The sequence below is a fragment of the Trinickia sp. genome (assembly GCF_051953955.1).
Taxonomy (GTDB): Bacteria; Pseudomonadota; Gammaproteobacteria; order Burkholderiales; family Burkholderiaceae; genus Trinickia.
Genome location: NZ_JBQCIF010000086.1, coordinates 37,936 through 64,421, shown reverse-complemented (window position 1 = coordinate 64,421; position 26,486 = coordinate 37,936). Strand labels below are relative to the sequence as shown.

Below are 26,486 nucleotides of genomic sequence, written 5' to 3'. Positions count from 1 at the left end.
TCAATCGGCGACCGGCAAGCCGGACCGATGCCGGCGCCGCCAAACCCGTTCACTCCAGTGCAAGTAGACAATGCCCGGCAGCCCCAGTGCGAGCTCGCGCGTCCGTTTGGCCAGCGAGAGCGCGAGCGCGGCGTCGGGCGATAGCCCGACGACGTGCGCGAGCAGCAAATAGCCGCCTTCCTGCGCGCCGAGCGATCCTGGGATCGCAAAGGCCGCGCCGCGTATCGCTTGTCCCACGCTTTCGAGCAGCAATGCGTCGAGCCAGTTCACGGGATGCCCGATGAAAAGCAGCGCGAGCCACACCTCGCCGATGCCGACTCCCCATCCGATGAAACTGAGGACGAAGGTAGCGGCGATGCGCCCGCGCGCGCGATACGACGCGCGCACGGCCTCATCGATCGCATCGGCGCGGGCGGCCGAAGCCAGGGCGCCGTGCGGGCCGAACACCTTGCCGATCCAGCGCGACGAACGGCCGAATAGGCCACGCTGCTGGGCGTAGTAGAACGCGGCGACCGCCACGGCGAGCACGGCGCTCGCGGCCAGTGCGGCGACGTGCAGGGCATTCGCCGCGCCTGCGCTGCTCACGGTGGAGAAGGCGGCGAACGCCGTCAACCCCACGAGCGCAAAGGCGATTTGCGCGACCGATTGCATCGTCATCGATACTGTGATGCACGCCGCCGCCTCGCGCATCGGTGCGCCACGCTGCGCGAGATGGCGCGCCATGACGACGGGGCCGCCGATCTGGCCGGCCGGCAGCAAGCTGTTGACCGATTCGCCGGCCCATCGGGCTCTGAGCGTATCGATGAACGTGACGCCTGGCGCCGCGAGCACCGAGATCGCAGCCGCGTCGACGGCAAGCGGCAGCAGATGAAAGGCGGCCACGAGCACGAGGCCCCACCCGGCCGTTGCTAGCGTGGCGGCGACGGCACCGGCGCCTTGCCATGCAAGCAAGGCGATGAAGGCCGCCCCTCCCAGCGAGAGGAGAATCGCAGCGGTGCGGGTCATGCCGTCTCTCGGCCGGCCGTCGACGTATCGCTCGGCCGACGCGAGCGAAAGACTTGGCGAAAGCCGAAGTAGGCGATCGCATCTTTCATGTTCGAGATGAACCGGCGCCACGGACGCATGCGTGCATCGGTGACGTATTCGAAAGTCAGCGACACGCGCATCTCGCCCGCTCTCGATGGCGTGATGCGATGGCGCAGCTTGTCGCCGTCGAACAGCACGATGGCACCGGGCGGATACTGAATCGATCCGGCCACCGGTTGCGCACCCGGCGTGCGCGTATGCAGTTCGTAATCGAGGCGGCAGGACGAATCGTCGATGACGCCGATCAGCAGCGTATAGCGGCGGCCCTCGTAATAGGAGGTGTCGTAGTGCCAGCCGATGTGATCGCCTTCGCGCGTGTAGTAATAGAGCGCATAGGCATGCGGATCGTCGTCGGGCGAGGGCTGCAGCGTATCGCCCGTGATGCCCTCGAGCCAGTCGATCAAGGCGCGCGAACGATAAAGCTCCGCAATGTGCGGAGCGAGCCGATCGATCGTATGACGGCTGACGCTGCCGCCCTGCTTGTGCCCGGGCAGGTAATTGCGGTTGACGGCCGGCACGAGCGAGCGTGCGCTCTCGGCCAATCGAGCCGTCAGACTGCCGGGCAGGAAGTCGTTCAAATATAGAAAAGCGCCTTGAGCCGCGAACTGCTCGCGCAGCCGATGCCGGTCGAGTCCGCGCATCGTTGCGGACAAGGCGCGATCGATCGGCGACGTACCGGCTTGCCGCGCCGATGCGGCCGCAGGTGCCTCGTCCAACCGCGCGTTCATCGCGACCCCCACGCTTCGTTGGTCTGGTGCGGCCGGCGCACGACACGTCGATAGTCGAACGCCACCCAGAGCGCGAACAGGGGAGCGCCGATCGATGCCGCGATGAGGAACGGTTCGATTTGGCCGGAGAGCGTCACGAGCGGCAGCAAATAGAGCACGTCCTCGGTCTCGAAGCCCGCGGCGGAGGCCTGCCGCGTGCCGGCTTTGCCGGCCATCGATTCGATGCGCATGCGCAAATAGAAAATGAGCGCGACCGCAACGCCGGCGACCGCCCCGAGCCAAGTCGGTTGCGAGAGTGCTTGATCGCCGCGCGCTTGCGCGACGCCGACGCCCATGCACACGAATAAGGCAACCGTGACGAGCGCGTCGCTCGCGAGATCGTAGAAGTGGCCGAACCGGCTCGATTTGCCGCTGATGCGTGCGAGTTCTCCATCCGTATGATCGAGGAAGTTCGACAACACGATCAGCAATGCGCCGGCATTGACCCACGCGAATCCGCCGCGCGCGAGCGCTGCGGCACCGGCGATGCCGACGGCGAGGCGTAAGGTCGTGAGGTGATTCGGCGTGACGCGCGATGCTTCGAGCGGAGTGACGAGACGGCGCGCGAGCCTAGCGTCCCACGTGCGCGGCATGGGAGCGATGGCGCGATGAGGAGAGTCGACGCGGTGGTCCATCAGCAGGAATATATACGGTTTTTCGGAGTGGCGCCGCTAAGCCGGCATGCGCTTGCATGCGCCTGAGCGCATCGCACTCGAGCAAGCTGGGCGGGCCTCGCCAAACACGGTAAAGTTCCGCTCTTACGCGTTGAGCGGCGTTTCGGCCGAAGTTTTGATCGGGCCCGGCACGCCGCGTGCGAAGCGCCAATCCCAACCGTGACCCCGCTCGGTCGTTACCCGAGCGCAATCGCCATCATGAAACGTTTCACCTCCGCCATCGTCCTTGCGCTCGCTGTTGGTTATGCCGCTGCGTCGTCTACACCTGCGTTCGCCGAAGCGCTCGACGAACCGTTGCATTGCGATCGTTCCGCCCATGACTTCATCGGTGCATTGGAGTCGCAAGGCTTGATCGACCCGCATCCGTCGCACGTCGAACCGAATTCCATCAATGCGTTCAATCCAGCCCACGCCGTCGATCTGACCGCATTCGGATTCCGCGTTTTCGCGATCGTCGGTTATCAAAAGGACGATCCGATGTTCGAAAAGGGCGACGGCAAGCCGCTGGCCGATTCCGCTTACGGCGCCGTCGTGCTCGGCTCGACCGCCAGTGTCGCCACGGCCGCGAAAGCCGCTGGGAGCTCGGCGATCATTCATCACGTCGGGCCCTTCATTACCGCCATTTTTTGTCAAATCGACACTGCCACGCCAACGGACCACCGGTAGCTTACATTTTTACTTTCGACCGCCCCGAAAGGGGCCGCAGACGGTCGTTTCAAGTAGTTCTTTCTCGGGGTTAATGCGGGGTGCACGCACTTTTTTGCCGACGGCTATCGGCGCATGAAAATCATTGCCGTCCCACCAGTTGGCAATACGCAACGGCTATGCGCGATGCTGCGTCGGGCGATGGACTTGCCGATGCGGTCGTGCAAACATCGTCACCATTCCGTCATCGGGACGGACAGCACGAGACAGACCACGAGCGATCCGACCGCCCAAACGAGAAGAGGCGGGCGTCGCCCGGATAGCGGCATCTTTCCGATCAATTCGCCGGCTTGGAGCATTCGATGAAAAAGCATCTCTTTTGCCTCGCTGCGTTGTCGGCTTTCGCTGTGCCCGCATTCGCGCAAAGCAGCGTTACGCTGTACGGCATCATCGACGAAGGTTTCAATTACACGAACAATGTGCAAGGCAGCCACGTGTACGAGTTGGCCAGCGGCTATGCCCAGGGCAGCCGTTGGGGCTTGAAGGGCTCGGAGGATCTGGGCGGCGGGCTGAAAGCCGTCTTTCAATTGGAGAATGGGTTCAACGTGAACAACGGCCGTCTGGGCCAAGGCGGCCGGATGTTCGGCCGGCAAGCCTACGTGGGCTTGTCGAGCGACTTCGGCACGGTCACGCTCGGTCGTCAGTACGACTCGCTCGTCGACTATCTGGCACCGACCACGGCCAACGGCAACTGGGGCGGCTACCTGCTCTCGCACCCGTGGGACAACGACAACACGGACAATTCGTTCCGCGTCAACAATACGATTAAATACGCGAGCCCTGACTACGCGGGCTTCCAGTTCGGCGGCACCTACAGCTTCAGCAACGGCACGGGCTTTTCGAACAACCGTCAATACAGCCTCGGCGGTCAATATCAGAACGGCGGGTTGCTGGTCGCGGCGGCCTACCTGCAGGCGAACAACCCGGGCGTGGGTGCGGCCGGCGCGATCGCGGCCGACGACGCGAACTTCGTCTCTTCGCGCCTGCGGATTTTCGGCGGCGGCATTAATTACACGTTCGGGCCTGCAACGGCCGGTTTCGTCTATACGAATACGAACATCAGCAATCCGACGGGCAATGCCGGCTATTTCACGAGCGCGGATTCGCTGATCGCGACCACGGGCCCGCTCACGGGCGCGCCGGTGAATGCGCTGAAGTTCCAGAACTTCGAGGTGAACGGCAAATATCAGCTCACGCCTGCGCTGTTCGTCGGCGCACAGTACATCTACACGATGGAAAACTACGAGACGACGCTCGGCGGCGTGAAACCGAAGGTCCATACGTTCGGGCTCATGGTCGATTACAGCTTGTCGAAGCGGACCGACGTCTACATCCAAGGCGCGTTCCAGAAAGTGGCCGGCGACAGCACGGGCTCGACGCTCGACCATGCGTTCATTCCGGGCGCGGACGATGTTTCGAGCACCTCGAAGCAAGCCGTGGCGCGCGTGGGCATTCGTCACAAGTTCTGATCCAATAAGAAAAACGGCGCGCTTCGCGCCGCGACTTCTGCCTAGACCCATCCGGCGCGTGAGCACGGATGGGTTTTTATTTCAAGGACATCATGACTCATCCCCAAGACCTCGCTGCGAAACTGCTGCAAGCGCGTCGTACCCATACGCTGCTCGATCCGGCGTCGCTTACCTCTTGCACACCGGCCAACGCCGACGAAGCCTATCTCGTGCAGCAGCTCGTGCTCGACGAACTAGGCGGTTGCGCCGGGTACAAGATCGGCGCGAAATCGCCGACGGCCGAGCCGCAATGCTCGCCGCTGCCGACGACCAAGGTATTCGGTGCGGCGACGGGCATTCGTCGTGGCGACTATGCGTTCATCGGGCTCGAGCTCGAGATCGCGTTCAGTTTCTCCGAGGACGTCGATCATCGGCTGTCGGAACGGCCCGACGAGGTGATCGACGCCATCGATGCGATGTCGGTGGTCGTCGAAGTGGTGGACAGCCGATTCGAAAACTGGCGCAAAGCCGATCCGCTGCTGCAATTGGCCGATTTGCAAAACAACGGGGCGCTCGTGATCGGCGATACGCGTCCGTACGATCGCAATTTCGATTTCAGCACGCCGACGGTCAGTTTCTTCTATGGCGATCAGCCAATTTTTCAAGGCGCCGCACGCCATCCGGCGGGTGATCCGAGGCGCTTGATCGCATGGCTCGTCGCACGCACGCTCGAGACCGGACATTCGATTCCGGCGCGCACGGTGCTCACGACGGGCTCCTACACGCCGTTTTATCTAGCGACCGGCCCCGGGATCGTGCGCGGCACGATCGAGGGATTCGGCAAGATCGAGTTCGAAATCAAGTAAGGGCATCGCCGGTGTCGCACCGGACATGAGCGTTGCCGGTTGCCGGTCTACGGTTGCCCGGCCACGCGTCGTCTCACGACGTCGACCAGCCGATCGTCGGCGAACGACGCCGCCGCCAGCGCGGTCAAGTTGGGGTAAGCCAGGCGCGCGATGTCGGTCAGCACTTGGCCCGGCGGCGCCTCGACGACCACGGTCGCGCCGCGCTCCACGATCGTCGTCAGCGCGTCGAACCAGCGCACCGTATAGCGCATGTTGGTCGCTAGATCGGCGCGTATGTCTTCGCCTCGATGCAGCGCACGGGCTCGCCGATTGCCGATGTAGACCGTTTTCGGGTGGCTGAACGCGATGTTCGCCGCATAGGCGAGCAGCGTGTCGGAGGCTTCCTGCAGCAATTCGCAGTGCGAAGGAACGCTGACGGCGAGCCGCTTCGCGCGATGCGCGCCCGCGGCGCCCGCGCGTTCATTGAACGCGGCGAGTGCCGCGTCGGAGCCGGCGACGACGATCTGGCGCGGGGCATTGACGTTGGCCACGTAGACGCGCTCACCCTGCGCGCTCATCGTCGCATCGATCAGCGCCTCCACTTGCGCCTCGCTCAACCCCTCGATGGCCGACAGGCCGTATCCGCTCGGGTAGGCGCGCTCCATCAGCTCGGCGCGCGTTTTGACCATTCGCACCGCGTCGCCGAACGCGATCGATCCGCATCCGACGGCTGCCGCATAGGCGCCGACCGATAGCCCGGCGTGCAAGTGCGCCTCGATCCCCGCTTCGATCAGACGCCGCGCGAGCGCCACGCCCGCGACGACGAGCGTGATTTGAACGGCCACGCTGGATCGCAGCGCTTCGCTCGTATCGAGCGTCCCGACGTCGAGCGATAAAGCGTCCGAGGCTTCTTCGATCGTCGATGCGATGGTTGGGTGATCGGGCAGTCGATGCAGAAAGCCAGGGCTCTGTGCGCCTTGGCCGGGATAGAGGAGGGCAAGCATCGGCGTGATCGTCTCCTAGGAGAAAACGGCGTTCGCCCACGGATCGTCGACGAGGGTCGGCCCGCTTGCCGATCGTGCCAGCACACGCGGTTTGCCTTCGATCCATTCGTTCAGCGCGATGCCGCCGGCCGGTGTTTCGAGCTGTGCATCGATGCGCAAGCCCAGCTCGCGCTCGACGTGGGCCAGCCGCCCGCGCAGCGCGTGCGCATGCGCTCGAATCAACGGCAGCGGTGCGCGGATCAATACGTCGAGATCGCTCGTCTCGGTGACGGCCGGATGCGCCGTCGCCAGCTCGAAGCCGACGCTGCCGGTCGGCCCCCATACGAGCGATTCGAGGCCCCCTTGCTCGACGATTCGCCGAAGCGCGGCGAACGCCTTGAGCACCGCTCGCCCGGGGCTCGGGCAGCGGTGGATCAAGGCTTCGGGCGGCGTAACGGATACGACCGAATCGCGTGCGACGAGCGCCCCATATCGGTCCGACCGCGACGGCCCGCGAAAACCGACCGCGACGAAGCCCTGCGGCGCCACGGCTCGCCGCACGACGGCAAACGGCGCATCGGCGAATGCCGCGGCGAGCCATGCGGGGCGATCTTGCGCAGACGGCAACGCGCTCAAACGAAGCAGATCATGTGCTTCGCATTCCTGAACGACGCTGGCGTTCTCCGCATTCATGTCGTGCTGCCCGCATTCGTCGTGCCCCGGCGCGCGCCCGGGATTTCTCAAACCGTATCCCATTGCATGGCGAGACGGCGGCGCACTTCGATGGATGCGGCCCGCGTCGTACGCGCCGTGTCGGAATCGAGCCGCCGAGACAGCGCACGCGAACCGGTGCGTGCCGACACCGCGGCTTCGGCGAGCGCCGCCTGCACCTTCGCTACCTGCGCGCCGGTCGGCATATCGGCATCGACGTCTTCGATGAGGCGATCGAGCAAGCCGAGCTTGGCGAACCCGCCCGTGAGCGAATACGACATCGGCGTGATCGTTTCGCCGAGGGCATCGAGCGCTTCCACGCATCGCCGTGTCACGCGTGCCGCCGCTTCCTTGCCCATCGCGTGCACCATCGTGCCGGGCGCGTCGAGCGCGAGAATGCGGTCGGCTTGATAGCCGTGCGCGAGAAACGCGCCCGACATGGCCGGACCGACGATCAGCGCGATGACAGGATGCCCTGCGAGCCGGGCCGATGCATAGGCATCCACGGCCGCCGCGCAGGCGAGATGGATGCCGAGCATTTCTTCTCGATAACCGTAAGCCTGGCTCTTGACGTCGACGATCGCGACGATGGGCCGCCGCTTCGAGGTGGGCGCATCGGCAACGATGACTTCGCGCACCGCCTGCGCCACGCGCCATCCTTGCTCGAGCCCAATGACGTTTTCGCGCGCGCGGGGAAAGCGATTGTCGGCGTCGGGCACGACTGCGATGAAGCGAGCCGTCTCCTGGCCGAGCGGCGCATCCGCATGCCGTACCGGCGCAGCGCTTGCCGGCTCGCCCGCCAGCACTCGCAGCCACCGTTCACCGCGGGAGGGGGAAATCGTGTCGTTCATGAGCAGTCCTCAGCGTTCGTCGCGTGCTTGGCGTTCGGCCGCCGATGCGTCGCCGAACAGCGCGCGCATCTCGCTGGGCGAAATCGTTCGGGGATCGACACGCGCGAGCAGCGACACATATCGATTGACGGCCTCGGTGCGATGGACGGCCGGCACGCCTGCCGCGAACGCCGCGCGCACGGCGGAGCCGATCTCGTCGACGTCGTCGGCGACCAAGTGATCGGCGAGCCCCGACGCCACCCGCTGCTCGCCGCCGATCAATTGCCAGATGCGGCGCCGGTCGCTCGCGTCGAGCTCTTCGATCCCGGCCTCTTGCTCGATCACTTCGGGGCCGTTCATGCCGAGCCGGCCCTGCCGCGTCATAACCAACCGCGTGCAAAGCGCGGCGGCGAGCGACATGCCGCCGAAGCACCCGACCATTCCGGCGATGATGCCGACGACGGGAACATGCCGCCGCAGCGCGACGATGGCCGCTTGAATCTCGGCGATCACGGCCAGGCCGAGGTTCGCTTCCTGCAGCCGCACGCCGCCGGTTTCGAAGACGATGACGGGCCGAACGATCTTGCCGTGCTCGCAGTCTCGCAGCGCGAGCTCGAGCGCACCGGCGATCTTGCTGCCTGATACCTCGCCGATGCTGCCGCCTTGAAAGGCCGATTCGATCGCGCAAACGACGGCCGGTTCGCCGCCGATCGTTCCGCGTGCGATCACGACGCCATCGTCGGCCTGGCAGACGATGCCTTGCAGAGGTAGCCATGGCGACGTCATGCGATCGAACGGGCCGAGCAGCTCACGGAACGTCCCGGCATCGAGCAGTTGCCGCGCGCGCTCGCGCGCCGTGAGTTCGATGAAGCTTTCGTGCGCGATGAAGGGAGGGCGCACGTTCGGGGCGATTTCGCTCATGCGCTTGCTCCTTGCGCGCCGTCCGATAGTTCGGCCGCCTCGACGGCCTCCGCGAGCCGCAACGCGACGACGCCGGGCGTGGCGCCGAAATCGTTGATCTCGATCGACGCGGCGCCATCGTAGCGCGTGAAGAACCGTTCGAGCACGCTTTTCCAAATGTGCGAGTAGCCGTCGACGCTCGTGTTCACGACGACGCGTGCCTGCATCGTTCCGCTGGGAGCGAGCAGCACTTCGAGGTCGCCCGAGCCGACGACGCCCACGTGCGCACGCGCGGCGATCGCGCGGCGCGCAGGGAAGTCGAACGTCAGATGCTCCATGCTTGTAGTCCCCCATCGGCGCCCGGCGGCGCCAGCCTATCGATGAAAAGTGTGGCGGCGAGCAGATCGGCGGCGCCGCCCGGCGATGCATTGAGCGCGAGCAGACGCGCTTCCAGGCGATCGAACGCAGCACGGCCGCTCGGCGTCGAGCTGCCGCCGAGCGACAACACCCGCCGGGCGCCTTGCTGGGCTGCCGCCAGCGCCGGTGGGCCGCCGCGATGCAGCAGGCACGTATCGTCGAGTGTCGCCATGATGGCCAGCAGTGCATCGATGCGGGCCGCGTTTTCCTCGACGCCACGCCGGCGCGCCGCGCGCAATGCTGGCAGACCCACGCGCAGCGCATGCGGAAAACCCTCCTGGGCCTCGAGCCGCGCGCCGCCCACCCCATAGCGTGCTCGCACGCGCGAGCCGTTGCTGTCCGTCACCGGCGCGCCGTGATCGGGAAAGCAGGCGATTTGCGCACCGATCGTGCAGATCGCCCTTGCGTCGTCGATTCGCGGCGCGGCGATCTCGCTGTATATCGTTGCGCCCGCAACGAGCAGGCCGACGATCCAAATCGCGCCGCGATGGGCATTGCTGCCCTGAGTCGCCTTCATCATGTCGGCTTCGCCGGCACGGCCGATCGCACCCAACTCGGCGCGCAAGACCGCCGACGGCGGCTTGCCGCGCGACGCATGCGCGAGGGCCTCGAACGTGGGTTCGAGCGAATGGGCGGATCGCTCCATCAACGCCAAGCTCAGATCGCGATGCGCGCCGCTGCCGCGCCGATCGACGAGTGCGGGCTTCGGCGTGACGTGCGCTTCCTCGATCAGCGCCTCGGTGGCGAGCCGTGCGAGCCGCAGGGCGAGATCACGGCTCCGTGCGGCCGCGTCCGGCTCAGTGCGGTGTATTCGGCGAACCGCGGGGGCGAGCATGATCACCAGCTCCTGAAGCGTGCCGGGGGCACGTAGAGATCGCCCGACCACGCCACGAGATCGTCGATGCTGCGCGCGGCCAGCAGTGCGCGTTTGGCCTGCGCGCGCCGGATGCCGAGATCCTCGGGATAGGCGACGATGCCGCGCCGCCTCAGGTCCTCCGTGCGTTCCGGTTTCGCCCGCAAGCCGATCGGCGTGACGCCGGCCACGGCCGCGAGCGCAGCGCGCCGCTCCTCGATGCCTTCGGCCTTGTGCAAGTAGGCGATGCCTTCCTCGGTCACGACATGGCTCACGTCGTCGCCATAGATCATGACGGGCGCGATGGGCATGGCGCTCTTGTTGCCCACGGCGATCGCATCGAGCTCGTCGACGAACGTGGGCTCTCCGCCCTTCTTGTAGGTCTCGACGAGTTGAACGACGAGCTTGCTGCCGCGTGAGACGGGGCCGTCGGCCGCTTTCATCAATTTGAGCCAGGCTTCGCTCGCATGACGGCGTCCACGCGGATCGTGGCCCATGTTGGGCGCGCCGCCGAAGCCGGCGAGGCGTCCGCGCGTCACGGTGGAAGAGTTCGCATCGGCGTCGATCTGCAGCGTCGAGCCGATGAAGAGATCGACGCCGTATTGGCCGGCGAGTTGGCACAGCACGCGATTCGAGCGCAGGCTGCCGTCGCGGCCCGTGAAAAACACGTCGGGGCGCGCGGCGACATAGGCCTCCATGCCGACCTCGCTGCCGAAGCAATGCACGCTGTCGACCCATCCCGATTCGATTGCGGGAATCAGCGTGGGGTGCGGATTGAGCGTCCAGTTGCGGCAGATCTTTCCTTTCAGGCCAAGCTCGGCGCCGTATGTCGGCAGGATCAGCTCGATCGCGGCCGTGTCGAAGCCGATGCCGTGATTGAGCGACGTGATGCCGTAAGCCTCGTAGATGCCGCGAATGACCATCATCGCCGTCAGGACCTGCAGATCGCCGATGTGGCGCGGATCGCGCGTGAACAGCGGCTCGACGGCGAACGGACGATCGGCCTGCACGACGACGTCGACCCACGAGCCCGGAATGTCCACGCGCGGCAGCGTATCGACGATTTCGTTCACTTGGACGATGACGATGCCGTGCCGGAATGCCGCGGCTTCCGCGATCGTCGGCGTGTCTTCCGTGTTCGCGCCGGTATAGAGATTGCCGTGACGATCGGCCTTCTCCGCGCACAGCAGCGCGACGCGAGGCGTCAAGTCGACGAACATGCGCGCGTAGAGCTCGACGTAGGTATAGATCGATCCTATTTCGAGCAGGCCGTCTTCCAGCAACTGGGCGACGCGCAGGCTTTGCGGGCCCGCGAACGAAAAGTCGACCTTGTGTGCGATGCCGCGCTCGAACAGCGTCAGATGCTCGGGGCGGCTGATGCTCGAGATCAGCAGATGAATGCCGTTGACGATGTCCGGGTCGACTCGAGCGAGCGAACGCGACAAGAAATCGGCTTGCTTTTGATTGTCGCCTTCGAGGGCCACGCGATCGCCTGGGCGGATCAAGGCTTGCAGCGCGTCGACGATGCGTTCCCGCGGCAGGATGCCGTCTTCGAGCCACGGCGCAACGGCTGCGAGCCGTCGCGCTTTCTCGTCGCGCAAGGTGGTCCAGCTGCGCTGGGCCGGCTGTTCTATTGCGGAGATCATCGAGCGAATCGGCTCCTATGCGTTGGGTGGTTGCGGACCGCGGCTATCCGTTGGTGCGCCTGGCGACGCGCTTTTTGGGCACGAGCGTCGAATGTGCGGCCGGCACTGCCTGCGCACTGCCGCTGCCGCGCCTGCGCACGGACGAATCGGGCACCGGCGCGTGCTCGCTCAACAGGCGATAGAGCAGTTCGCCCGTGCCGAGCAAATGATCCGCAATCAGCTTCTGCGCGGCGGCGGTGTCCTTGCGCCGAACCATTCTCATCAGTTGACCATGCTCTTGATCCGAAACGCGCTTGTGCTCGGACAGACCGAATTTCACACGCAGGTAGCGCTCGCCGCGCCGGTGCAGAGCCTCGATCATTTCGAGCAATTGCGGGCGGCCGGCCGGCGCATACAGGCTCATGTGAAACGCCTCGTTGCGCGCTACGTAGAGCGCGGGATCGCGTTCGAGTTCCGCCGCTTCATAGAGCGCCTGGACCTCGCGCAGCGTTTCGTCGGTGTGATGGGGAATCGCCAGCGTGAGCGCGAGGCCCTCGAGCGCCGCACGAATTTCATAGATCTCGCGTGCCTCGTCGGCCGACAGCGGGGCGACGGTCGCGCCCTTGTGCATTTCCACCCTCGTCCATCCCTCGCTTTCGAGCTGCCGGAGCGCTTCGCGCACCGGAATCGCGCTGACCGAGAAATGCTTGGCCACGGCGTCCTGGCGCAACGGGGCGCCGGGCGGCAGCCGGCCGTCGACGATGGCGGCCCGCAGCGCGTCGGCCACCATGCGCGATGCGCTCGTGCGCGGTGCCACGGCCACCGTCGCAAGGGGCAAGCCTTGATCGGACTCCGGCTCTAAGGGAAAACGATTCGTTGCGCTGTCGGTCATCATGATCGATATTATATACAAAATATTCGATATAGAAATCGGGCAAACCCCAGGAATATCGAGGCTCGAAGCAGGCGCGGCAAGCTCCGCGCGCTGATGTTCATGTCAGATCGGCAGTTCCAACCGATTTACCGGAGGAGTGTGAGATGAGTTCGATGACAGAAACCGCGCGCGCCGCGCGACGACGCACGCCGCTCAATCGTTCCCAGATAGCGGGGTTCTGGGGAGCCTGGGCGGGATGGACGCTCGATGGGATGGATTCATTCATTTATGCGCTGGTGCTCACGCCGGCGTTGACCGAGTTGTTGCCGCGCTCGGGCATTCAGGCGAATGCCGCGAACGTCGGCCTTGCCGGGTCGATTTTGTTTGCGTTGTTTCTCGTGGGGTGGGGCTTATCGTTCATTTGGGGGCCGCTCGCGGATCGCTTCGGGCGCACGAAGGTGTTGGCGGCGACGATCTTTACGTTCGCGATCTTTACGGGGCTTTCGGCGACGGCGCACAGTGTCTACGAGTTGGCCATCTATCGTTTCCTCGCCGGTATCGGCATCGGCGGCGAATGGGCGCTGGCCGGGACCTACGTGGCCGAAGCATGGCCCGAGGATCGCCGCAAGATGGGGGCAGGCTATTTGCAGACCGGCTATTACGCGGGCTTCTTCTTGGCTGCGGCGCTGAACTACACGATTGGCGTGCATTTCGGATGGCGGGCGATGTTCCTGACGGGCGCGGTGCCCGTGGTCATTGCGATCATGGTTCTGCTACGCGTGAAGGAGCCCGAGAAGTGGAAGAAGGCCGAGGCGAAGGTCGTTCACGCGAAGCCGCTGGCCGAGATTCTCGGTCCTAGCTATCGCCGCCGCACATGGGTAGCGTGCGTGCTGTTGACGATTGCGATCGTCGGCTTGTGGGCCGGTGCCGTGTACGAGCCGTCGGCAGTGATACAGCTCGCGTTGAAGTCGGGCATGGACAAGGCGGGTGCAATCAAGACGGCCTCGATCGCGACCGGGTTGCTGTCGATCGGCACGATCCTCGGGTGTCTGGCGCTCCCGCCGCTCGCGGAGCGCATCGGGCGTAGAAAGACGCTGGCGCTGTACTTTGCGGGCATGGCCGTGTCGATCGCCGGTAGTTTCGGCTGGGCTTTCTATCTGCCGAACGGGTTGATGCCGTTCATTGCGTGGTTGTTCGCGCTCGGATTCTTCGGGGGGAATTTCGCGCTGTTCAGCTTGTGGTTGCCCGAGCAGTTCGAAACGCGCGTGCGCGCGACGGCGTTCGCGTTTTGCACGTCGTTCGGCCGGTTCATCGGCGCGGGGGTGAACTTCCTGCTCGGCGCCGCCGTGCTGCATACGCATACGCTCGGGCTGCCCGTGGCGTTGACGGCGATCGTATTCGTCGTCGGGCTGTTCGTGATTCCGTTGGCACCGGAGACGCGGGGGGAGGTGTTGCCGCAGTAGGTCGCGGCCTTAGCCGCCGCAGTGCGCGTCATGGTATCGGATGCGGCCGGCACGTCCCGCTCGGCGCATTCCGATGACGACTCCCTGCGGCCGATTTCTTCCTCAGCTCGCCGGATTTTCCGCGGTCGGGGGCGGCGCCGTGCCGCTCCTTCGGGCATCTCTTGCCCTTCCTTTCGTCCGACTGTCTTTGCTAAACAGGGCCGCGTCACGCCTTCCATGGTAGAGGAGTAGCTTTTAAGCTACACATGTGCCATGATAGAACTGGTTCGGTATCGAAGCGGCGACGGGCGAGAGCCGTTTGGCGAATGGCTTCGCTCATTAGGGGACAGGGCTACCGAAGCCCGCATCCGCGTGCGGCTGGGCCGGGTGCAGGCAGGTAACTTTGGCGATTGCGAGCCCGTCGGAGAAGGAGTGATCGAGTTGCGCATTCATGTCGGCGCGGGTTACCGAGTTTATTGCGGCCGTTATGGCAATGCCATCGTGTTGCTTTTATGCGGGGGCAGCAAGAACAGCCAAGCGGCTGACATTAAACGCGCTAAGGAGCTTTGGTCGGAATGGAAACAGAGGCAGACATGAGTAAGCTAAAAGGCGTAGTGTCGCACCACGATGCAGAGGTCGCTGAATTGCGGGCCGACCACGGACTGGCGGTCGAGTATTTGAAGGCGGCAATGGAGTCGCTCGATAGCCCTGATGATCGAGCCGCGGGTTTGCTGGCTCTGCGCACTTTGGCCGAAGCATACGGCGGATTGGGCGCTGTTGCGGCGGCAGCAGGAATTAGCCGGGAATCGCTGTATCGAGCGCTATCGGCCAAAGGAAACCCTACACTTAGAACGCTTTTAGCGGTTCTTAAGACGATCGGCATGCGGCTCTCCGTCGAGCCAGCGAATCCGGCGCACGCCTGAGCAAACGGCGGGTAGCCGCTCAGCTCGCCGGATTTTCCTCGGTCGGGGGCGGCGCCGTGCCGCTCGGCATGCCAAGCACGCTCATTTGAAAAATCCGGGTCGCGGCGAGCGACCGCAGCGCGGGGTCCTCCGGAATCGTGAGCAGCACAGGAAAGATCACCGAACCGCCGATCACGGCACGCCGGCTGTCATCGGCCGGCGACAGCCCCCAAATGTCCTGATAAACGAGGGGTACCGTGTGCCCGCCGCGCGTCGTATTGCCCAGGTACAGCATCACGTGGCCACCGATGTACACGAGCGTTCTCATCGGCTGGCCGTGCTCGACCAAATAATCGATACGCTGCGCGGGTAGCGACGACGAAAGATCGGTCATCTCTCCGGCCGTCATCTGCGCCGACGAGTGGCGCGGCAACCAGACGCCGAACGCTGCAAAAATACTCTGCAGTTCGGAAGAGCAATCGTTATAGAAATTCATGTTGCCCCATCCATACGGGCGGCCGATCAGCGATTTGATCAAAAGCGCCAAATGATGCGGCGTGGCCGAGATAGGGGCCGGCGCAATGGCCGTATCCGGTAGTCGCCCCCGGCGCACGACCGCACGGCCATCGATATCGCGGGCAGGGACGAGCACCGTGTATCGCGCCGCGGGCTCCGGCGCGCCAACTTGCGCCAGCGGCAGCAGCGTGCCGGCCGTTGCATTGAAACGAAACGTGCCGCTCGCATCGCTCACCGGTGTCGATGCCGTGATGACGACCCCCCAACTGTCGCTCGGGCGATGCGACCACGCCGCGATGAACGCATCGTCGACGAAGCCCACTCCCGTTGCCGAGACCCATCCTTGGACGTCGGGCGTTTGCACGTAATCCCATGCACCGTCGACGCTGTGGCCGATCACATAGAGCGGTGTGCCGGGACGCACCGACGAAATTTGCAGATTGTCGAACGGATAGCCCTCGCCGGCGATCGTGTGCGAATAGAACGACGGGTCCAGCGTCGGCAATTCGCGCACGAGCAGCGCATCGGTGGCGATGGCGCGTGCGCTCGCCACATAGCGGGGCGCCTGGGCGAATTGCTGCAGATTCATGTTCTGCTCGATGTCGTAGATCCACCGAGCCGTATGCGGACGATAGTCCTGCCCATAGCCGATCGCGCGGGCCGGCTTGCCCTCGTTGTCGTAGTTGCCGATTCGCCGCAACTGCAAGTCGACGATGTCCGCGCCGCCCTGTCCGTAGAGTCGATTCGCGATGTACGCCGGATTCCACGGCGACGCGTCGTGCTCACCCGTTCCGAAGTAGCGAGCGAGATAGGCGTTCCAATGGGCGCGCTGCGCTTGCTCGCTCAAAAACGGCGTGTCGTAGTGGCCACTCGCCGGATCGATCCAATGATCGACGTTCTGATCGTAGTCGGCCATCGGAAACACGCCGATCGGATCGACATAGGCGTGTTGCACGACGGGAGGGTTCGTTGCGCAGGCGGCGAGTGCCAGCGCGAGCGAGGCGAGCGCAGCGCGAACGGTAAGCGTGCGCGCATGCATGGGAATACGAGCGGCAATCGAAAAAGTCATTCTTGGCACGAGGCGAGACCGGCGTAAGGCCCTATCATACGGCCATACGCGAACCGATTCGCTACGCCGCGCCACCGAGCGGAAGCCCCGCACGCCGCGGAACGCCTTTCGGTTCGATACGGCGCATCGTGCGCATCGGACGCGCTACTCGCCGAAAAGGCCGCGGATATCCTTGCCTTCGTCGGCGTCGGACAAATTGTATTCCGCCCGCACGGCCGTCAGCACGTCGCCCACGAAGCGCTCGTACCCCACCGCATTGCCGAAGTGCTTCATCGTCCAATTGCAGCCGCTCGCGTCGGGCTCCTGCTTTTGCGGACGTGGCACCCGAATCTTCACGCCTTCTTCGACGATTTCATGAATGCGATGGATGCGGCGGCTCACTTCCTCTTGCAGTTGCGAAGCGTTGCGCGTCTTGCGGATCATGTCGGGCTCCTCGTCGGGGTTGCACGACAGTTTACGATACGCTGCCACGCCCGCGACGACGGACGCGGCTATAGCGCGCCGCGCCCCCGGAACCTGCTCAAATGCCCCCGCCGTTCAGGATCGGCAAGAGAACCCGGTACACTTGAATGACCGCGGGCCCGAGCAACACGATGAACATAGCGGGAAAGATGCAGAAGCAGAGCGGCAGCAGCAGTTTCAAAGCGATCTTCGCCGCCTGCTCCTCGGCGCGCATCTGGCGGCGCGTGCGCAGCGTATCGGACAGCACGCGCAGCGAGTCGCCGATGCTCGTGCCGAAGCGTTCGGCCTGAATCAGCATCGTGCTGAACGATTCGATGTCGTCGACGCCCGTGCGCAACGAGAGATTGCGGAGCGCCTGCTCCTTCGAGAAACCGGAGCGCAATTCCAGCAGCATCAATTGGAGTTCGCTGGCTACCACGGGGCTGCGCAGTTTGATTTCGTCGGCCACCTTCACCATGGCGGCATCGAGCCCCAAGCCGGCTTCGACGCAAACGGTCAGCAGATCGATCGCATCCGGAAAATCCTCGAAGATCGCACGCTTGCGCGTGGTCACGTGGTGTTTCAGGACGCCGTTCGGCAGGTAGTTGCCGATTGCGCCGAGCAGCAGCAAGATACCGCTCATCTCCATCGGGTTGGTCGAGATGGAACTGGTGGCCAGCCACGGCAGCGCGAGCAGCGGCAGTGCCAGGGCCAGCGCGGTTTTGGCCGCGAAATACACTGCGGCAGCGTGAGGCGAGCGCCAGCCGGCGTTCATCAGTTGCAGCCGCAACGCCGACTTGTCCCAGTTCTCCTTGGGGATCGACAGCTTTGCAATGGGCTCCGAAATATCCGCGATCTTTTCGAGCCATGCTGCGCCTGTCGATTCGGCTTCGGACGGCAGCGAGACTTGTGGTCCTCCGGCCTGCTGAATGCGCCGCCGCATGTCGCGCGGTGCGAAGATGAGCATCGCGCCGAACGCGCCGGCGAACACGATGACGAAGAGGCCAACCAGCAAAACGATGTTCGTCGTATTGGGCGAATCCATGACACCCCCTTATAACAGCGTCGCGGCGAGTGCACGCGCACTCACACGCGGATCTTGATAATCTTGCGCATCCACATCACGCCCGTCACCATGATGACCGCCATGCCGGCAAGCATTTTCTGGCCGACCGGGTCCTCCCACAGCACGGGAAGAAACCTTGGGTTGATGAGCATGACGGCTCCGCCGGTCACGAACGGAAGCAGAGCAAGCACCCATGCGGACAATTTGCCTTCGGCCGCCAACACCCGAACCTTGTCGAAGAGCTTGAACCGCTCGCGGATCAGAAAGCCGATGCCGTCGAGTACCTCGGCGAGGTTGCCCCCCGTTTCGCGCTGAACCAGCACGGCAATGACGAAATACCGCAAGTCGCGAATCGGCACGCGGTTTGCGAGGTTCAGCAAGGCCTCGTTCAGCGGTACGCCGTAGTTGATTTCGTCGAAGGTGATGCGAAATTCCCCACCCATCGGCTCGGCGAATTCGGTGCTCACCATGCCGATGGCGCTCGCGAACGAGTGCCCCGCACGCAGCGCACGGCTCAACGTATCCGCAACGTCGGGCAATTGCTTTTCGAGCTTGTGCAGCCGCTTGTTGCGCAGGCGGACGATACGAAGGTACGGAAAGGCGCCCGCGATTACCGCGGCCACCGGATCGAGCGCCACCGGCACCGGCAAGAAGGCGGTGACTGTCAGCGCGCACAACGCCATGAGCAGGCTCGTGATGCCCAATCGCGCGACGCTCGTACGGGCTCCCGATTGCTGCAGCAGAAGATCGAGCGACTTCGCCCGCGGCATCTGCATCATCAGCTTGTCGAAAAAGCTCGCCTCCTTGAGCAAATTGTCTTTGAGGATCGACAAGCGCTCCTTGTTCACGTGCCCGCCCGCGGACAGCGCACGAATGCGCGAGTCGATGCGCCTAGCCGCGGCGCCGTGACGGCTGTTCCACCAGAGGTAGGCGGCTTCGACCGCCAGCACGACGGCAACGAACATCAGGACGATAAATGCGTAGAAGATCGAATCCATGCGAGTCTCCTAGGTTCCGGTAGGTGGGGCAGTGCAACTCGCCGGTTCGCTACGCGGTTTCGAATCGCCGCGCGGGATCGTAGAGCTGATCGGGAAGATTGATCCCGAATGCCTGCAATCGCTCGACGAACTTCGGGCGCACGCCGGTCGCGCAGAAATAGCCGCGCACGTTGCCGTTCGGATCGACGCCCGTACGTTTGAAGGCGAAAATTTCCTGCATGTTGATGACTTCGCCTTCCATGCCCGTCAGCTCTTGAATGCTGACGATCTTGCGCCGTCCATCGTTGAGCCGGGTGGCTTGAATGACGACGTGGATCGCCGACGCGATTTGCTGGCGCATCGTCTTCGGCGGGAGCGACATGCCCGCCATGTTGATCATGTTCTCGAGGCGCGTGAGCGCATCGCGCGGGGTATTCGCGTGAATCGTCGCGAGCGATCCTTCATGCCCCGTGTTCATGGCGGCGAGCATGTCGAGTGCTTCGGCGCCGCGCACTTCGCCGAGGATGATTCGATCCGGCCGCATCCGCAGGGCGTTGCGCACGAGCGTGCGCTGCGTGATCTCGCCGCGTCCCTCGATATTCGGAGGCCGTGTCTCGAGCCTTGCAACATGTGGCTGACGAAGCTGGAGCTCGGCGGCATCCTCGATCGTGATGATGCGCTCATCGGCCGGGATGAAGCCCGAGAGGATGTTCAGAAGCGTCGTCTTGCCGCTGCCGGTGCCGCCCGAGATCAGGATGTTGACCTTCGCGCGCGCCAGCGCATCGAGAAGATCGGCCATGGGCGGGGTGAGGGTCTGTAATTGGATGAGATCCGGCACCTGCAGCGGGTTGACGGCGAAGCGCCTGATCGATACGAGCGGCCCGTCCACGGCGGAGGGCGGGATGATCGCATTGACGCGCGATCCGTCCGGCAAACGTGCGTCGACCATCGGGCTCGATTCGTCGATGCGCCGTCCGACGCGCGACACGATCTTCTCGATCACTTTCATCAAGTGTGCATCGTCGTAGAACGTGACGTCGGTGAGTTCCAAGCGTCCCTTGCGCTCGACGTAGGTTTGTTGATAGGTATTGACGAGAATGTCGGATACGCCCGGATCGCGCAGCAGCGTCTCGAGCGGACCGAAGCCGAACATCTCGTCATAGACGTCGACGACGAGTTGCTTGCGCTCGAAATCGTTGGCGGGCGCCCGTTCCTCCTCGAGAATGCGCATGATGAGCGCAGTGAGCTCCTGACGCACGACATCGGGCGATAGGCGTGAAATGCGTTCGAGCTCGACGCGCTCGAGCACCAGGTGATGGACCTCTCGCTTCAGACTCTGATATGCACCTCGGGCCATGCCATTGTGCGAGCTGCCGGCGGCGTTGCGTTCATTGAGCGGCTGCACGAATTGACTCGAAATCTGCTCACGTAGCGACATGGTTTTCTCCTAGATATCTGTCTATATGTCTATCTATATTTCTATCCGTGTCCGCTACACGGAGGTCTTGAGCTTGGGAGCCGCGAGCCGGTTGAACAAGCCCGTCCGCCGCGGCTCGGTACCCTTGTGCCCCGGCGAGGCCGTCGGCGTCCCCTTGGCGATGTCCTCCGCGAATTGCTGCAGACCGCGCGCGATGCCGCTCTTGCGGCTGACCTCGAAGACAGGCAGGCCGTGGTTCACGGCCTCCGTGACGACTTCGTTGTCTTCGGGCAGCACGAGGTGAGGCGCGACGTCGAGAACCTCCTCGAGCGCCGCCTTTTCACGTTCCGCGTGGCGCGTATACCGGTTGACCAGCAGTTTCAGGTTCGGATGCGGGTATCCGAGCGACGTCAGAATCTCCTGGAGACGACGCCCCGCGCGGGCGTAGAGCATGCCGGGTTGCAGCACCACATGAATCTCGTCGCTGCGATCGAGCGCGACGATCGAAAGCTGATTGATCGATTGCCCGAGGTCGAAGATGACGAAGTCATAGCGCGGCGCCGCAACGCCGAGCATCCATTCGAGCCTGTCGCTTTGAACTTCGGCCGCCTTGACCGGATCGCCCGCGCCCGCGAGCAGGTGAAACGTGTCGCTGACGTGCATGAGGCTCGCATCGAGGAATGCCGAATCCATGCGCTCGATGTTTCCGCATACTTGCGGCAGCGTCGAAGGAGCCGTCTCGCTCGTGAGAAGAAACGACGCATCGCCGTACAGTTGATTGAGGTCGACGAGCAATACGCGCTTCTTCTGGAATGCCGACAGCGCATATGCGACGTTGCAGGCGATGAACGTGGTGCCCACGCCGCCTTTGCATGACATGAAGGACAAGACGCGCGTGACGTGACCGCCCTGCAGCACGCGATTTTGCTCGACGCGGTGCAGTGCCTCGCACAGCGCGCGCTTGTCGAGCGGCCAGGCGAGGATGTCGCGAACGCCCGCGCGCATCGCTTCGATCAGCATCTGCTGCGAGGTGTCGGGCGTCAGCAAGATGCAGGTCAGCCGTGTCAGGCGCTGGCACAGATGTGCGATGACGGGCAATTGCGCGTCATGCAGCGTAGCGGCATCGACGATCAGCACGTCGAACGACTCGAGGCTGTCGCCGCGCTCGGCGAGTTGTGCCGGCGTCCCCACGATGCGTGTCGTCCGGTAGCTGCCGCACTCGCCGATGTGGCGCGCGATCTGGGCAAGACGCGAGGCGTCGCTTGAGATGCTGAGGATATCGATCATGATTTTTCTGCCCGATCTATCAAGGTTATTGACATACGGTGCCGCCCGTCGACGTCGCGAGACTTTCGCGCGGCAACGTGGTGGTGAGCGGCGGCATGGTGAGCGTGACCGGAACGAACGGAATCATCGTCTTCACGCTGACGTTGGTGACGCTGACCGTCACGAACGTGCAGGTGTTGCGTGCCGTGGTCGGATCCGAGTCGCAGCCGGACGGGGTGTAAGTGAGATTCACGTTCGACGAGGCAAGCAAGGGCAGCAACCCGGTGATCCTGGACTTGATGACCGTTGCGTCGGCATCGCACACCGCGGCGGTGCGCGCGCCAAGTCGCACGGCCTCGCTGGCGGTATTCCAGTAGAACAGCACGCGACCGAACTCGAGAATACCGACCAGCACGGTGCAAAACAGTGCGGCAACGATCGCAAACTCCACGAGCGCCGCGCCGTGTTGCTTGCGCCGCCTGGAGACGAAGGAGTGCGGGCGTGCCTTCATGATGCTTGCCTCATCACGGTGAAGATGTTGCCGAAGATGAGCCCTTGCAGATTGAAGAACGTCTCGATCGGCGTGTACTGGTAGCCTTTGATCTTGACCTCGACGAGATTGACGCTGCCCGTCGGTGCTCCGTTCGACGCGCCGTTGTTCGTGTCGTAAGTCGCGACGCTCGCGAATTGCGTCGGGTCGGAGGCATCCTGGCAATCGGTGGTGTGCGAGGCGTCGCAGACGACGATCATCGATGTCGTCAAGCCGTTGACGAGCGGGGTGCCGGAGCCGCTTGGACAGGCTGCGTCTCCGTATACGGCGAGGCATTGGGCGCTGGCGATCGGGTAGGCAGGATCGGTCGACAGGTACGTCGACAGAAAGCGCGCCGCATCTCGCGTCGACTTGGTGAGCGCTTCATACTGGTAGAGCGCCCGGCCGAATTCGGCCACGCCCAAAGCGAGCAGCAGGAGCGGGGCCACGACGATGGCGAATTCCACCATCGCTGCGCCGCGCATGCGTTTGGGAGAGGGGCGGTGGTTTTTCATGGTCGCCTCCATTACTGCACGAGAACGGGAACGAGCGGCCCGAGCGTTGCACTGTCGCCGGGAATCCCGAACGCCGCGCAAGGAACGCCGGTCGAGTTCGCCTTGCCTTCGAATTCCAGGTAGACGGGCAGATCCTGGCTCGGGTTCGCCGGGTCCTTGCCCATCGGATTGAGCATCAGCACGCAATCCCAGCGCAGAACGGGGGCCTGTTTTGCCCCGCTGAGCAATACCGAGCAATCCACTTCCGGCGTAATGGCAAGCCGGCGATCGGCGCCCGCCGAGTAGCTGGTCGAGCTATAAGAACCTTTTGTATTGACGCCCGCGGCGGTGTCCCCCTGATACGAGCTGAATTTCGAGCGTTGCGAGACGAAATCGCTGTATGCGTTACCGAAGGTGTTACCGTACGCGTCGGTCGTCGTCGTCCATTTCGACGGAGTGTACGAATACCCGGTGAAATCAGGGGTGGCGGCCTGGTTTCCCGACTGGGAGTATGGGTTGGCGTAGATGCCGAAACGCGTGTTCCATGCCGTGCTGTCCGACCATTTGTTGCCCGGTGAGCCGACGTTAGAGTTCTGGCTTGGGATCGTGCATTGATTGCTCGTCAATTCGTTGCTGATCGTGTTGGCGTTGTAAGCGCCGTTCAGGGCGCTCCATCCGAAGTTGCCGGCGCCGAAATTCGGCGTTGGGCCGGACTTGGACTGGATCCACTGTCCTGAGGCGTAATCGGGTTCCCCTGCGGGCGCGCTCGGCTCCGTGCCGGCTTTGCATACGTAGACGGGAATGGCACAGGTGGTTTGCGCGGGGCTGGTCGTGGCGACGGCCATCGTCGATACCGAAGCATTGGCCACCGAATTGCCCGGCAGCACACTGAGCACCTGAACGAACCAATTGGAGATGTTCGCCAGCGACGTCGTGCATTTCACGTACTTCATGGCCGAGGGGTTGGCCACCGAGCCCTTGGGCAGGAAGGGGTTGCTCAGCGAATCGCTGAACGTCACGTTGCTGTCCGTCGCCAACTGCACCGGGGTGCTCTGAAAGAACACGCGGTTGAGGCTGCCGGCCGTGATACCGGCAGCCTCCGATACCGAGAGGTTGATCGTCGCTCCGGTGAGATCGCGAACCGCGGCCAGCGCGCAAGCATCGGCGCTGTTTTGCAATTCGCTTCGCACGACGTAGAGCTTGCCGAGATCGAGCGCGAGCCCCACGACCCCGATCAGCACCGCAAGGGACAGCGCGACGATGACCGCCACGGCGCCGCCTTGCGTACGTCGAGTCCTGCTTGGTATGCCTGATTGCCATTGGCGACGCATGATGACTTCCCCCGGTACGTTGGTTCACTGACCTCCGCCTTCACCGCCAGTGCCGACGCCTAGCACGAGCGGCGTGAAGGTTTTAGGCGGTGCCTCGAACGACTTCTGGTACTGGCCCATCGCCGAGTTCGCGGCTCGACCGTCGATGCCCGGTGCCGACGGGTTGCGTGCTCCTGCTCCTGCATCGATGACTTGCGCTTGCGTCACGGTTCTGACCGCTTCGCCGAAATGCGCGTCCCAGATCGGCGAGCTCGACATGCAGCCGCCGAGCGCGGCGCAGGCCTGGGCTGCGGCGATGACGAGCGCCCGGCGCACGAAAAGATAGTGATTGACGTTCATGAGATTCCCCTTGAGCCAAGCGTCATTGCTTCGCTGAACCGTTCGATTCCTTCGACATTGCGAGCTCGCTACGCTTTTGAGCTGCATCCAAGCGCGCCGCGGTCCGTTCGATGCGAGCGATGCGCGCCGCGTTGGCATCGATGGCCGCCACATCCTTGCTCGAAGACGGGGTCACGGGTGCCGATGGCGATGCGGAAGGCGTGCTGGGTCCACGCGGATCCGCGCTAGGCAGCACGGAGGCAGTGACGCGGACGGTCGGCACCGGTTGTGGCACAGCGGGCGACGGAGACTGCAGCGATGAGATCGCCTCCGTTCGGGCAGGCATTGCCGCATCGGGCGGTTGCGTCGTCGAGCTCGATGGCGGCGTGCTCAGAGGGGTCGACGTGCCCGCCGAAGGTGCCTTGGATGCGCTCGGCACGCTAGCGGGTGAGGGCATCTTCCGCTCGGCACCTCGGCCCTCCATATTGCCGGTGGCGTAGATGTCGGCCTCGTTCGGTTGCGTGAAGCTGTCGGTCGGCAACGGCAGGTTCGGATTCGCGAGCGGCTTGACGAGATGCGGCGTGATGATGAACACGAGCTCGGTACGGTCCTGTTGGAAGTTCGTGCTGCGCAACAACGCGCCGATGACCGGCACCTCGCCCAAGCCCGGGAACGCTTTCAACGTGCCGGTGATGTTGTTCCCGATGAGCCCGCCGATGGCGAACGACTCCCCGTCGTTCATCTGTACCGTTGTGGCGGCGCGGCGCGTGGTGATGAGCGGAAGGATCGCCGACGCATTCACGCCGGTCGCCGTGACTGCCACGCCGGTGGGCGACAGCTCCGACACCTCCGGGGCCACCTTCAGGTTGATGCGGCCGTTGGCGAGAACGGTCGGCGTAAACTTCAGGCCCACCCCGAACTCCTCTTCTTGAAGCGTGATCGTGCTGCCGTTGCCCGAATTGCTTTGCGGCACAGGAATGAACACGCGGCCGCCGGCGAGGAACGAGGCTTCTTGGCCGCTGACGGTCACGAGGTTGGGCTCGGCGAGGATCTTCGTGAGCTCATCGTTCTTTTGCGCATCGATCGCCGCGGCGAACGGCAGTTTGTTCGCTTTGCTGCCCACGAGGGCCGTCTGCGCGCCGCTCAGCAAGTTGCTGACCAATGCGCCGGTCCAGCTTCCAAAGCCGCCTTGAAGATTGAGCGACGAACCCATCTGATTGACGAGCGTTTTCGCGACTTCGGCGACCTTGACCTCGAGCATGACCTGCTGCGGGGCAGCGACGTTCATCATGTTGAGCACGCCCGTCGATCCGCCCGAACTCGAAGTCTGCTGAGTCGAACTGGCTCCCGCGGCGCTCGACGTGCTCGATTGCGATTGCTGGGTGGGCTGCGACGCAGCGTAGGCGGAGGCGATTTGCATGGCTTCCTGGGCGGCCGGTGAGCTCGATACGTCCCCCGAGAGCACGAGGTTGCCCGCCGCGGTCGTGACGTGAATGCCGCGTTCGTTCGGCATCAATTCCCTCAGCGTGTGCTGCAATCCGTCGGCATCGACGCCGACCATGACGTCGATCATCTGGCAGGCACCGCTGCGTCCCTGAATGATCATGTTGGTGGTACCGACCGACATGCCGACGATATAGAGCGTGCGCGGCGATACGAGCGTCGCCTGTGCAACGACGGGATTGCCGATCGTGCGCGCGAGCGTCGCTTCGTCGAGCGGAACGAGTATCGACTTGCCGACCGCCACGGCGACGTTCGCGCCTTCGCGGACTTGGCCAGTGCAATTGGGGCCGCGCAGCGGTTGCGCGGCGGCCGGTGCTGCTGCCTTCGGGTCCGCGCGGCCCTTGGGGGCCTCTTTGGCGATGACGGGCTGCATGCTTATCACGCCCGCCGCGACGAGCGCCGCGAATACTGCGCTGCCGGCCTTGCCGCGTCGCGGGCTTTGCCCCATGAACGACTCCGTTCTCTTATCCATTTGATGATGCCCCCCGGGTTACTGA

Annotated in this window: 28 protein-coding genes; 6 read left to right on the top strand and 22 right to left on the bottom strand. The window is 64.1% G+C overall.

The window, feature by feature from the left end; translation table 11 throughout:
- From ACTHNZ_RS16750 to ACTHNZ_RS16740, 3 genes are read right to left on the bottom strand one after another with little or no spacing between them, the layout of a single operon-like run.
- Complete coding sequence (locus tag ACTHNZ_RS16750; protein WP_440543656.1) at positions 1-1,005, bottom strand: lysylphosphatidylglycerol synthase domain-containing protein; 1,005 nt, start codon at positions 1,003-1,005, stop codon at positions 1-3.
- The gene (locus tag ACTHNZ_RS16745) at positions 1,002-1,814 is read right to left on the bottom strand and encodes a HalD/BesD family halogenase (protein ID WP_440543655.1); all 813 of its coding nucleotides are present in this window, start codon (positions 1,812-1,814) and stop codon (positions 1,002-1,004) included. Before ACTHNZ_RS16745 ends, ACTHNZ_RS16750 begins: the two co-directional genes overlap by 4 nt.
- The gene (locus ACTHNZ_RS16740; RefSeq protein ID WP_440543654.1) at positions 1,811-2,488 is read right to left on the bottom strand and encodes a CDP-alcohol phosphatidyltransferase family protein; all 678 of its coding nucleotides are present in this window, start codon (positions 2,486-2,488) and stop codon (positions 1,811-1,813) included. Before ACTHNZ_RS16740 ends, ACTHNZ_RS16745 begins: the two co-directional genes overlap by 4 nt.
- Positions 2,489-2,725: 237 nt before the next feature.
- On the opposite strand from ACTHNZ_RS16740, the gene ACTHNZ_RS16735 reads away from it, so the two are divergent.
- The 3 genes from ACTHNZ_RS16735 to ACTHNZ_RS16725 all read left to right on the top strand — a co-directional run bounded on the left by ACTHNZ_RS16735 (position 2,726) and on the right by ACTHNZ_RS16725 (position 5,546).
- Positions 2,726-3,193 carry a hypothetical protein gene (locus tag ACTHNZ_RS16735; RefSeq protein ID WP_440543653.1) on the top strand — a complete coding sequence of 156 codons (468 nt, stop codon included), beginning with the start codon at positions 2,726-2,728 and terminating at the stop codon, positions 3,191-3,193.
- A gap of 341 nt (positions 3,194-3,534) precedes the next feature.
- Entirely contained in the window at positions 3,535-4,701 is a 1,167-nt protein-coding gene (locus ACTHNZ_RS16730; RefSeq protein WP_440543652.1) for a porin, read from the top strand.
- A gap of 92 nt (positions 4,702-4,793) precedes the next feature.
- Entirely contained in the window at positions 4,794-5,546 is a 753-nt protein-coding gene (locus tag ACTHNZ_RS16725; protein ID WP_440543650.1) for a 2-keto-4-pentenoate hydratase, read from the top strand.
- Between the two features lie 47 nt (positions 5,547-5,593).
- Here the strand turns inward: ACTHNZ_RS16725 and mdcH are convergent, their stop codons facing one another.
- The 8 genes from mdcH to ACTHNZ_RS16685 are packed head-to-tail and all read right to left on the bottom strand — an operon-like array spanning position 5,594 to position 12,736.
- On the bottom strand, positions 5,594-6,529 hold the full coding sequence (gene mdcH / locus ACTHNZ_RS16720; RefSeq protein WP_440543649.1) for a malonate decarboxylase subunit epsilon: 936 nt from the start codon (positions 6,527-6,529) through the stop codon (positions 5,594-5,596).
- Positions 6,530-6,544: 15 nt separating this feature from the next.
- The gene (locus ACTHNZ_RS16715; protein ID WP_440543648.1) at positions 6,545-7,201 is read right to left on the bottom strand and encodes a malonate decarboxylase holo-ACP synthase; all 657 of its coding nucleotides are present in this window, start codon (positions 7,199-7,201) and stop codon (positions 6,545-6,547) included.
- 47 nt (positions 7,202-7,248) lie between these two features.
- Positions 7,249-8,070, bottom strand: a complete 822-nt coding sequence (gene mdcE / locus ACTHNZ_RS16710; RefSeq protein ID WP_440543647.1) for a biotin-independent malonate decarboxylase subunit gamma — start codon at positions 8,068-8,070, stop codon at positions 7,249-7,251.
- Between the two features lie 9 nt (positions 8,071-8,079).
- A complete protein-coding gene (locus ACTHNZ_RS16705) occupies positions 8,080-8,970 on the bottom strand; it encodes a biotin-independent malonate decarboxylase subunit beta (protein ID WP_440543646.1) in 891 nt (296 codons plus the stop codon).
- A complete protein-coding gene (locus tag ACTHNZ_RS16700) occupies positions 8,967-9,287 on the bottom strand; it encodes a malonate decarboxylase subunit delta (RefSeq protein ID WP_440543645.1) in 321 nt (106 codons plus the stop codon). Before ACTHNZ_RS16700 ends, ACTHNZ_RS16705 begins: the two co-directional genes overlap by 4 nt.
- Complete coding sequence (locus ACTHNZ_RS16695) at positions 9,275-10,201, bottom strand: triphosphoribosyl-dephospho-CoA synthase (RefSeq protein WP_440543644.1); 927 nt, start codon at positions 10,199-10,201, stop codon at positions 9,275-9,277. The genes ACTHNZ_RS16700 and ACTHNZ_RS16695 overlap by 13 nt, the downstream gene beginning before the upstream one ends.
- A 2-nt stretch (positions 10,202-10,203) precedes the next feature.
- The gene (gene mdcA, locus ACTHNZ_RS16690; RefSeq protein WP_440543643.1) at positions 10,204-11,865 is read right to left on the bottom strand and encodes a malonate decarboxylase subunit alpha; all 1,662 of its coding nucleotides are present in this window, start codon (positions 11,863-11,865) and stop codon (positions 10,204-10,206) included.
- 43 nt (positions 11,866-11,908) lie between these two features.
- A complete protein-coding gene (locus ACTHNZ_RS16685; RefSeq protein WP_440543716.1) occupies positions 11,909-12,736 on the bottom strand; it encodes a GntR family transcriptional regulator in 828 nt (275 codons plus the stop codon).
- A 146-nt stretch (positions 12,737-12,882) separates the two neighbouring features.
- Here ACTHNZ_RS16685 and ACTHNZ_RS16680 point away from each other — a divergent pair, with 146 nt between their 5' ends.
- The 3 genes from ACTHNZ_RS16680 (at position 12,883) to ACTHNZ_RS16670 (ending at position 15,083) form a co-directional block, all read left to right on the top strand.
- Complete coding sequence (locus ACTHNZ_RS16680; protein WP_440543642.1) at positions 12,883-14,181, top strand: MFS transporter; 1,299 nt, start codon at positions 12,883-12,885, stop codon at positions 14,179-14,181.
- Positions 14,182-14,433: 252 nt separating this feature from the next.
- Positions 14,434-14,757 carry a type II toxin-antitoxin system RelE/ParE family toxin gene (locus tag ACTHNZ_RS16675; protein WP_440543640.1) on the top strand — a complete coding sequence of 108 codons (324 nt, stop codon included), beginning with the start codon at positions 14,434-14,436 and terminating at the stop codon, positions 14,755-14,757.
- Entirely contained in the window at positions 14,754-15,083 is a 330-nt protein-coding gene (locus ACTHNZ_RS16670; RefSeq protein ID WP_440543715.1) for an addiction module antidote protein, read from the top strand. Before ACTHNZ_RS16675 ends, ACTHNZ_RS16670 begins: the two co-directional genes overlap by 4 nt.
- A 19-nt stretch (positions 15,084-15,102) precedes the next feature.
- Here ACTHNZ_RS16670 and ACTHNZ_RS16665 read toward each other — a convergent pair whose 3' ends face one another.
- The 11 genes from ACTHNZ_RS16665 to ACTHNZ_RS16615 all read right to left on the bottom strand — a co-directional run bounded on the left by ACTHNZ_RS16665 (position 15,103) and on the right by ACTHNZ_RS16615 (position 26,461).
- Positions 15,103-16,647 (bottom strand): SH3 domain-containing protein, encoded by a 1,545-nt coding sequence (locus ACTHNZ_RS16665; protein WP_440543639.1) that lies wholly within the window; start codon positions 16,645-16,647, stop codon positions 15,103-15,105.
- Positions 16,648-16,791: 144 nt separating this feature from the next.
- The gene (locus tag ACTHNZ_RS16660; RefSeq protein ID WP_440543638.1) at positions 16,792-17,070 is read right to left on the bottom strand and encodes a hypothetical protein; all 279 of its coding nucleotides are present in this window, start codon (positions 17,068-17,070) and stop codon (positions 16,792-16,794) included.
- 97 nt (positions 17,071-17,167) lie between these two features.
- Entirely contained in the window at positions 17,168-18,133 is a 966-nt protein-coding gene (locus ACTHNZ_RS16655; protein ID WP_440543637.1) for a type II secretion system F family protein, read from the bottom strand.
- A gap of 41 nt (positions 18,134-18,174) precedes the next feature.
- Positions 18,175-19,152 (bottom strand): type II secretion system F family protein, encoded by a 978-nt coding sequence (locus tag ACTHNZ_RS16650; protein WP_440543636.1) that lies wholly within the window; start codon positions 19,150-19,152, stop codon positions 18,175-18,177.
- 49 nt (positions 19,153-19,201) lie between these two features.
- On the bottom strand, positions 19,202-20,569 hold the full coding sequence (locus ACTHNZ_RS16645; protein WP_440543635.1) for a CpaF family protein: 1,368 nt from the start codon (positions 20,567-20,569) through the stop codon (positions 19,202-19,204).
- 54 nt (positions 20,570-20,623) lie between these two features.
- Entirely contained in the window at positions 20,624-21,835 is a 1,212-nt protein-coding gene (locus tag ACTHNZ_RS16640) for an AAA family ATPase (RefSeq protein ID WP_440543634.1), read from the bottom strand.
- Positions 21,836-21,860: 25 nt separating this feature from the next.
- Positions 21,861-22,325 carry a TadE/TadG family type IV pilus assembly protein gene (locus ACTHNZ_RS16635; protein WP_440543633.1) on the bottom strand — a complete coding sequence of 155 codons (465 nt, stop codon included), beginning with the start codon at positions 22,323-22,325 and terminating at the stop codon, positions 21,861-21,863.
- Complete coding sequence (locus tag ACTHNZ_RS16630) at positions 22,322-22,828, bottom strand: TadE/TadG family type IV pilus assembly protein (RefSeq protein WP_440543714.1); 507 nt, start codon at positions 22,826-22,828, stop codon at positions 22,322-22,324. Before ACTHNZ_RS16630 ends, ACTHNZ_RS16635 begins: the two co-directional genes overlap by 4 nt.
- A 41-nt stretch (positions 22,829-22,869) precedes the next feature.
- The gene (locus ACTHNZ_RS16625; RefSeq protein ID WP_440543632.1) at positions 22,870-24,168 is read right to left on the bottom strand and encodes a pilus assembly protein TadG-related protein; all 1,299 of its coding nucleotides are present in this window, start codon (positions 24,166-24,168) and stop codon (positions 22,870-22,872) included.
- A gap of 24 nt (positions 24,169-24,192) precedes the next feature.
- A complete protein-coding gene (locus ACTHNZ_RS16620) occupies positions 24,193-24,507 on the bottom strand; it encodes a hypothetical protein (protein WP_440543631.1) in 315 nt (104 codons plus the stop codon).
- 22 nt (positions 24,508-24,529) lie between these two features.
- Positions 24,530-26,461: a pilus assembly protein N-terminal domain-containing protein gene (locus tag ACTHNZ_RS16615; RefSeq protein ID WP_440543630.1), complete on the bottom strand. Its 1,932-nt coding sequence runs from the start codon at positions 26,459-26,461 to the stop codon at positions 24,530-24,532.
- Between the last annotated feature and the right edge of the window lie 25 nt (positions 26,462-26,486).

What these genes read in the sequence shown, in the direction of transcription:
- ACTHNZ_RS16650 (WP_440543636.1), bottom strand. Translation starts at nt 19,152, where the DNA reads ATGGATTCGATCTTCTACGCATTTATCGTCCTGATGTTCGTTGCCGTC.
- ACTHNZ_RS16615 (WP_440543630.1), bottom strand. Translation starts at nt 26,461, where the DNA reads ATGGATAAGAGAACGGAGTCGTTCATGGGGCAAAGCCCGCGACGCGGC.
- ACTHNZ_RS16645 (WP_440543635.1), bottom strand. Translation starts at nt 20,569, where the DNA reads ATGTCGCTACGTGAGCAGATTTCGAGTCAATTCGTGCAGCCGCTCAAT.
- ACTHNZ_RS16655 (WP_440543637.1), bottom strand. Translation starts at nt 18,133, where the DNA reads ATGGATTCGCCCAATACGACGAACATCGTTTTGCTGGTTGGCCTCTTC.
- ACTHNZ_RS16740 (WP_440543654.1), bottom strand. Translation starts at nt 2,488, where the DNA reads ATGGACCACCGCGTCGACTCTCCTCATCGCGCCATCGCTCCCATGCCG.
- ACTHNZ_RS16680 (WP_440543642.1), top strand. Translation starts at nt 12,883, where the DNA reads ATGAGTTCGATGACAGAAACCGCGCGCGCCGCGCGACGACGCACGCCG.
- ACTHNZ_RS16640 (WP_440543634.1), bottom strand. Translation starts at nt 21,835, where the DNA reads ATGATCGATATCCTCAGCATCTCAAGCGACGCCTCGCGTCTTGCCCAG.
- ACTHNZ_RS16665 (WP_440543639.1), bottom strand. Translation starts at nt 16,647, where the DNA reads ATGACTTTTTCGATTGCCGCTCGTATTCCCATGCATGCGCGCACGCTT.
- mdcE (WP_440543647.1), bottom strand. Translation starts at nt 8,070, where the DNA reads ATGAACGACACGATTTCCCCCTCCCGCGGTGAACGGTGGCTGCGAGTG.
- ACTHNZ_RS16675 (WP_440543640.1), top strand. Translation starts at nt 14,434, where the DNA reads ATGATAGAACTGGTTCGGTATCGAAGCGGCGACGGGCGAGAGCCGTTT.
- ACTHNZ_RS16715 (WP_440543648.1), bottom strand. Translation starts at nt 7,201, where the DNA reads ATGAATGCGGAGAACGCCAGCGTCGTTCAGGAATGCGAAGCACATGAT.
- ACTHNZ_RS16670 (WP_440543715.1), top strand. Translation starts at nt 14,754, where the DNA reads ATGAGTAAGCTAAAAGGCGTAGTGTCGCACCACGATGCAGAGGTCGCT.
- ACTHNZ_RS16630 (WP_440543714.1), bottom strand. Translation starts at nt 22,828, where the DNA reads ATGCGCGGCGCAGCGATGGTGGAATTCGCCATCGTCGTGGCCCCGCTC.
- ACTHNZ_RS16685 (WP_440543716.1), bottom strand. Translation starts at nt 12,736, where the DNA reads ATGACCGACAGCGCAACGAATCGTTTTCCCTTAGAGCCGGAGTCCGAT.
- ACTHNZ_RS16735 (WP_440543653.1), top strand. Translation starts at nt 2,726, where the DNA reads ATGAAACGTTTCACCTCCGCCATCGTCCTTGCGCTCGCTGTTGGTTAT.
- ACTHNZ_RS16695 (WP_440543644.1), bottom strand. Translation starts at nt 10,201, where the DNA reads ATGCTCGCCCCCGCGGTTCGCCGAATACACCGCACTGAGCCGGACGCG.
- ACTHNZ_RS16660 (WP_440543638.1), bottom strand. Translation starts at nt 17,070, where the DNA reads ATGATCCGCAAGACGCGCAACGCTTCGCAACTGCAAGAGGAAGTGAGC.
- ACTHNZ_RS16745 (WP_440543655.1), bottom strand. Translation starts at nt 1,814, where the DNA reads ATGAACGCGCGGTTGGACGAGGCACCTGCGGCCGCATCGGCGCGGCAA.
- ACTHNZ_RS16635 (WP_440543633.1), bottom strand. Translation starts at nt 22,325, where the DNA reads ATGAAGGCACGCCCGCACTCCTTCGTCTCCAGGCGGCGCAAGCAACAC.
- ACTHNZ_RS16620 (WP_440543631.1), bottom strand. Translation starts at nt 24,507, where the DNA reads ATGAACGTCAATCACTATCTTTTCGTGCGCCGGGCGCTCGTCATCGCC.
- ACTHNZ_RS16625 (WP_440543632.1), bottom strand. Translation starts at nt 24,168, where the DNA reads ATGCGTCGCCAATGGCAATCAGGCATACCAAGCAGGACTCGACGTACG.
- ACTHNZ_RS16750 (WP_440543656.1), bottom strand. Translation starts at nt 1,005, where the DNA reads ATGACCCGCACCGCTGCGATTCTCCTCTCGCTGGGAGGGGCGGCCTTC.
- ACTHNZ_RS16730 (WP_440543652.1), top strand. Translation starts at nt 3,535, where the DNA reads ATGAAAAAGCATCTCTTTTGCCTCGCTGCGTTGTCGGCTTTCGCTGTG.
- ACTHNZ_RS16700 (WP_440543645.1), bottom strand. Translation starts at nt 9,287, where the DNA reads ATGGAGCATCTGACGTTCGACTTCCCTGCGCGCCGCGCGATCGCCGCG.
- mdcH (WP_440543649.1), bottom strand. Translation starts at nt 6,529, where the DNA reads ATGCTTGCCCTCCTCTATCCCGGCCAAGGCGCACAGAGCCCTGGCTTT.
- ACTHNZ_RS16705 (WP_440543646.1), bottom strand. Translation starts at nt 8,970, where the DNA reads ATGAGCGAAATCGCCCCGAACGTGCGCCCTCCCTTCATCGCGCACGAA.
- ACTHNZ_RS16725 (WP_440543650.1), top strand. Translation starts at nt 4,794, where the DNA reads ATGACTCATCCCCAAGACCTCGCTGCGAAACTGCTGCAAGCGCGTCGT.
- mdcA (WP_440543643.1), bottom strand. Translation starts at nt 11,865, where the DNA reads ATGATCTCCGCAATAGAACAGCCGGCCCAGCGCAGCTGGACCACCTTG.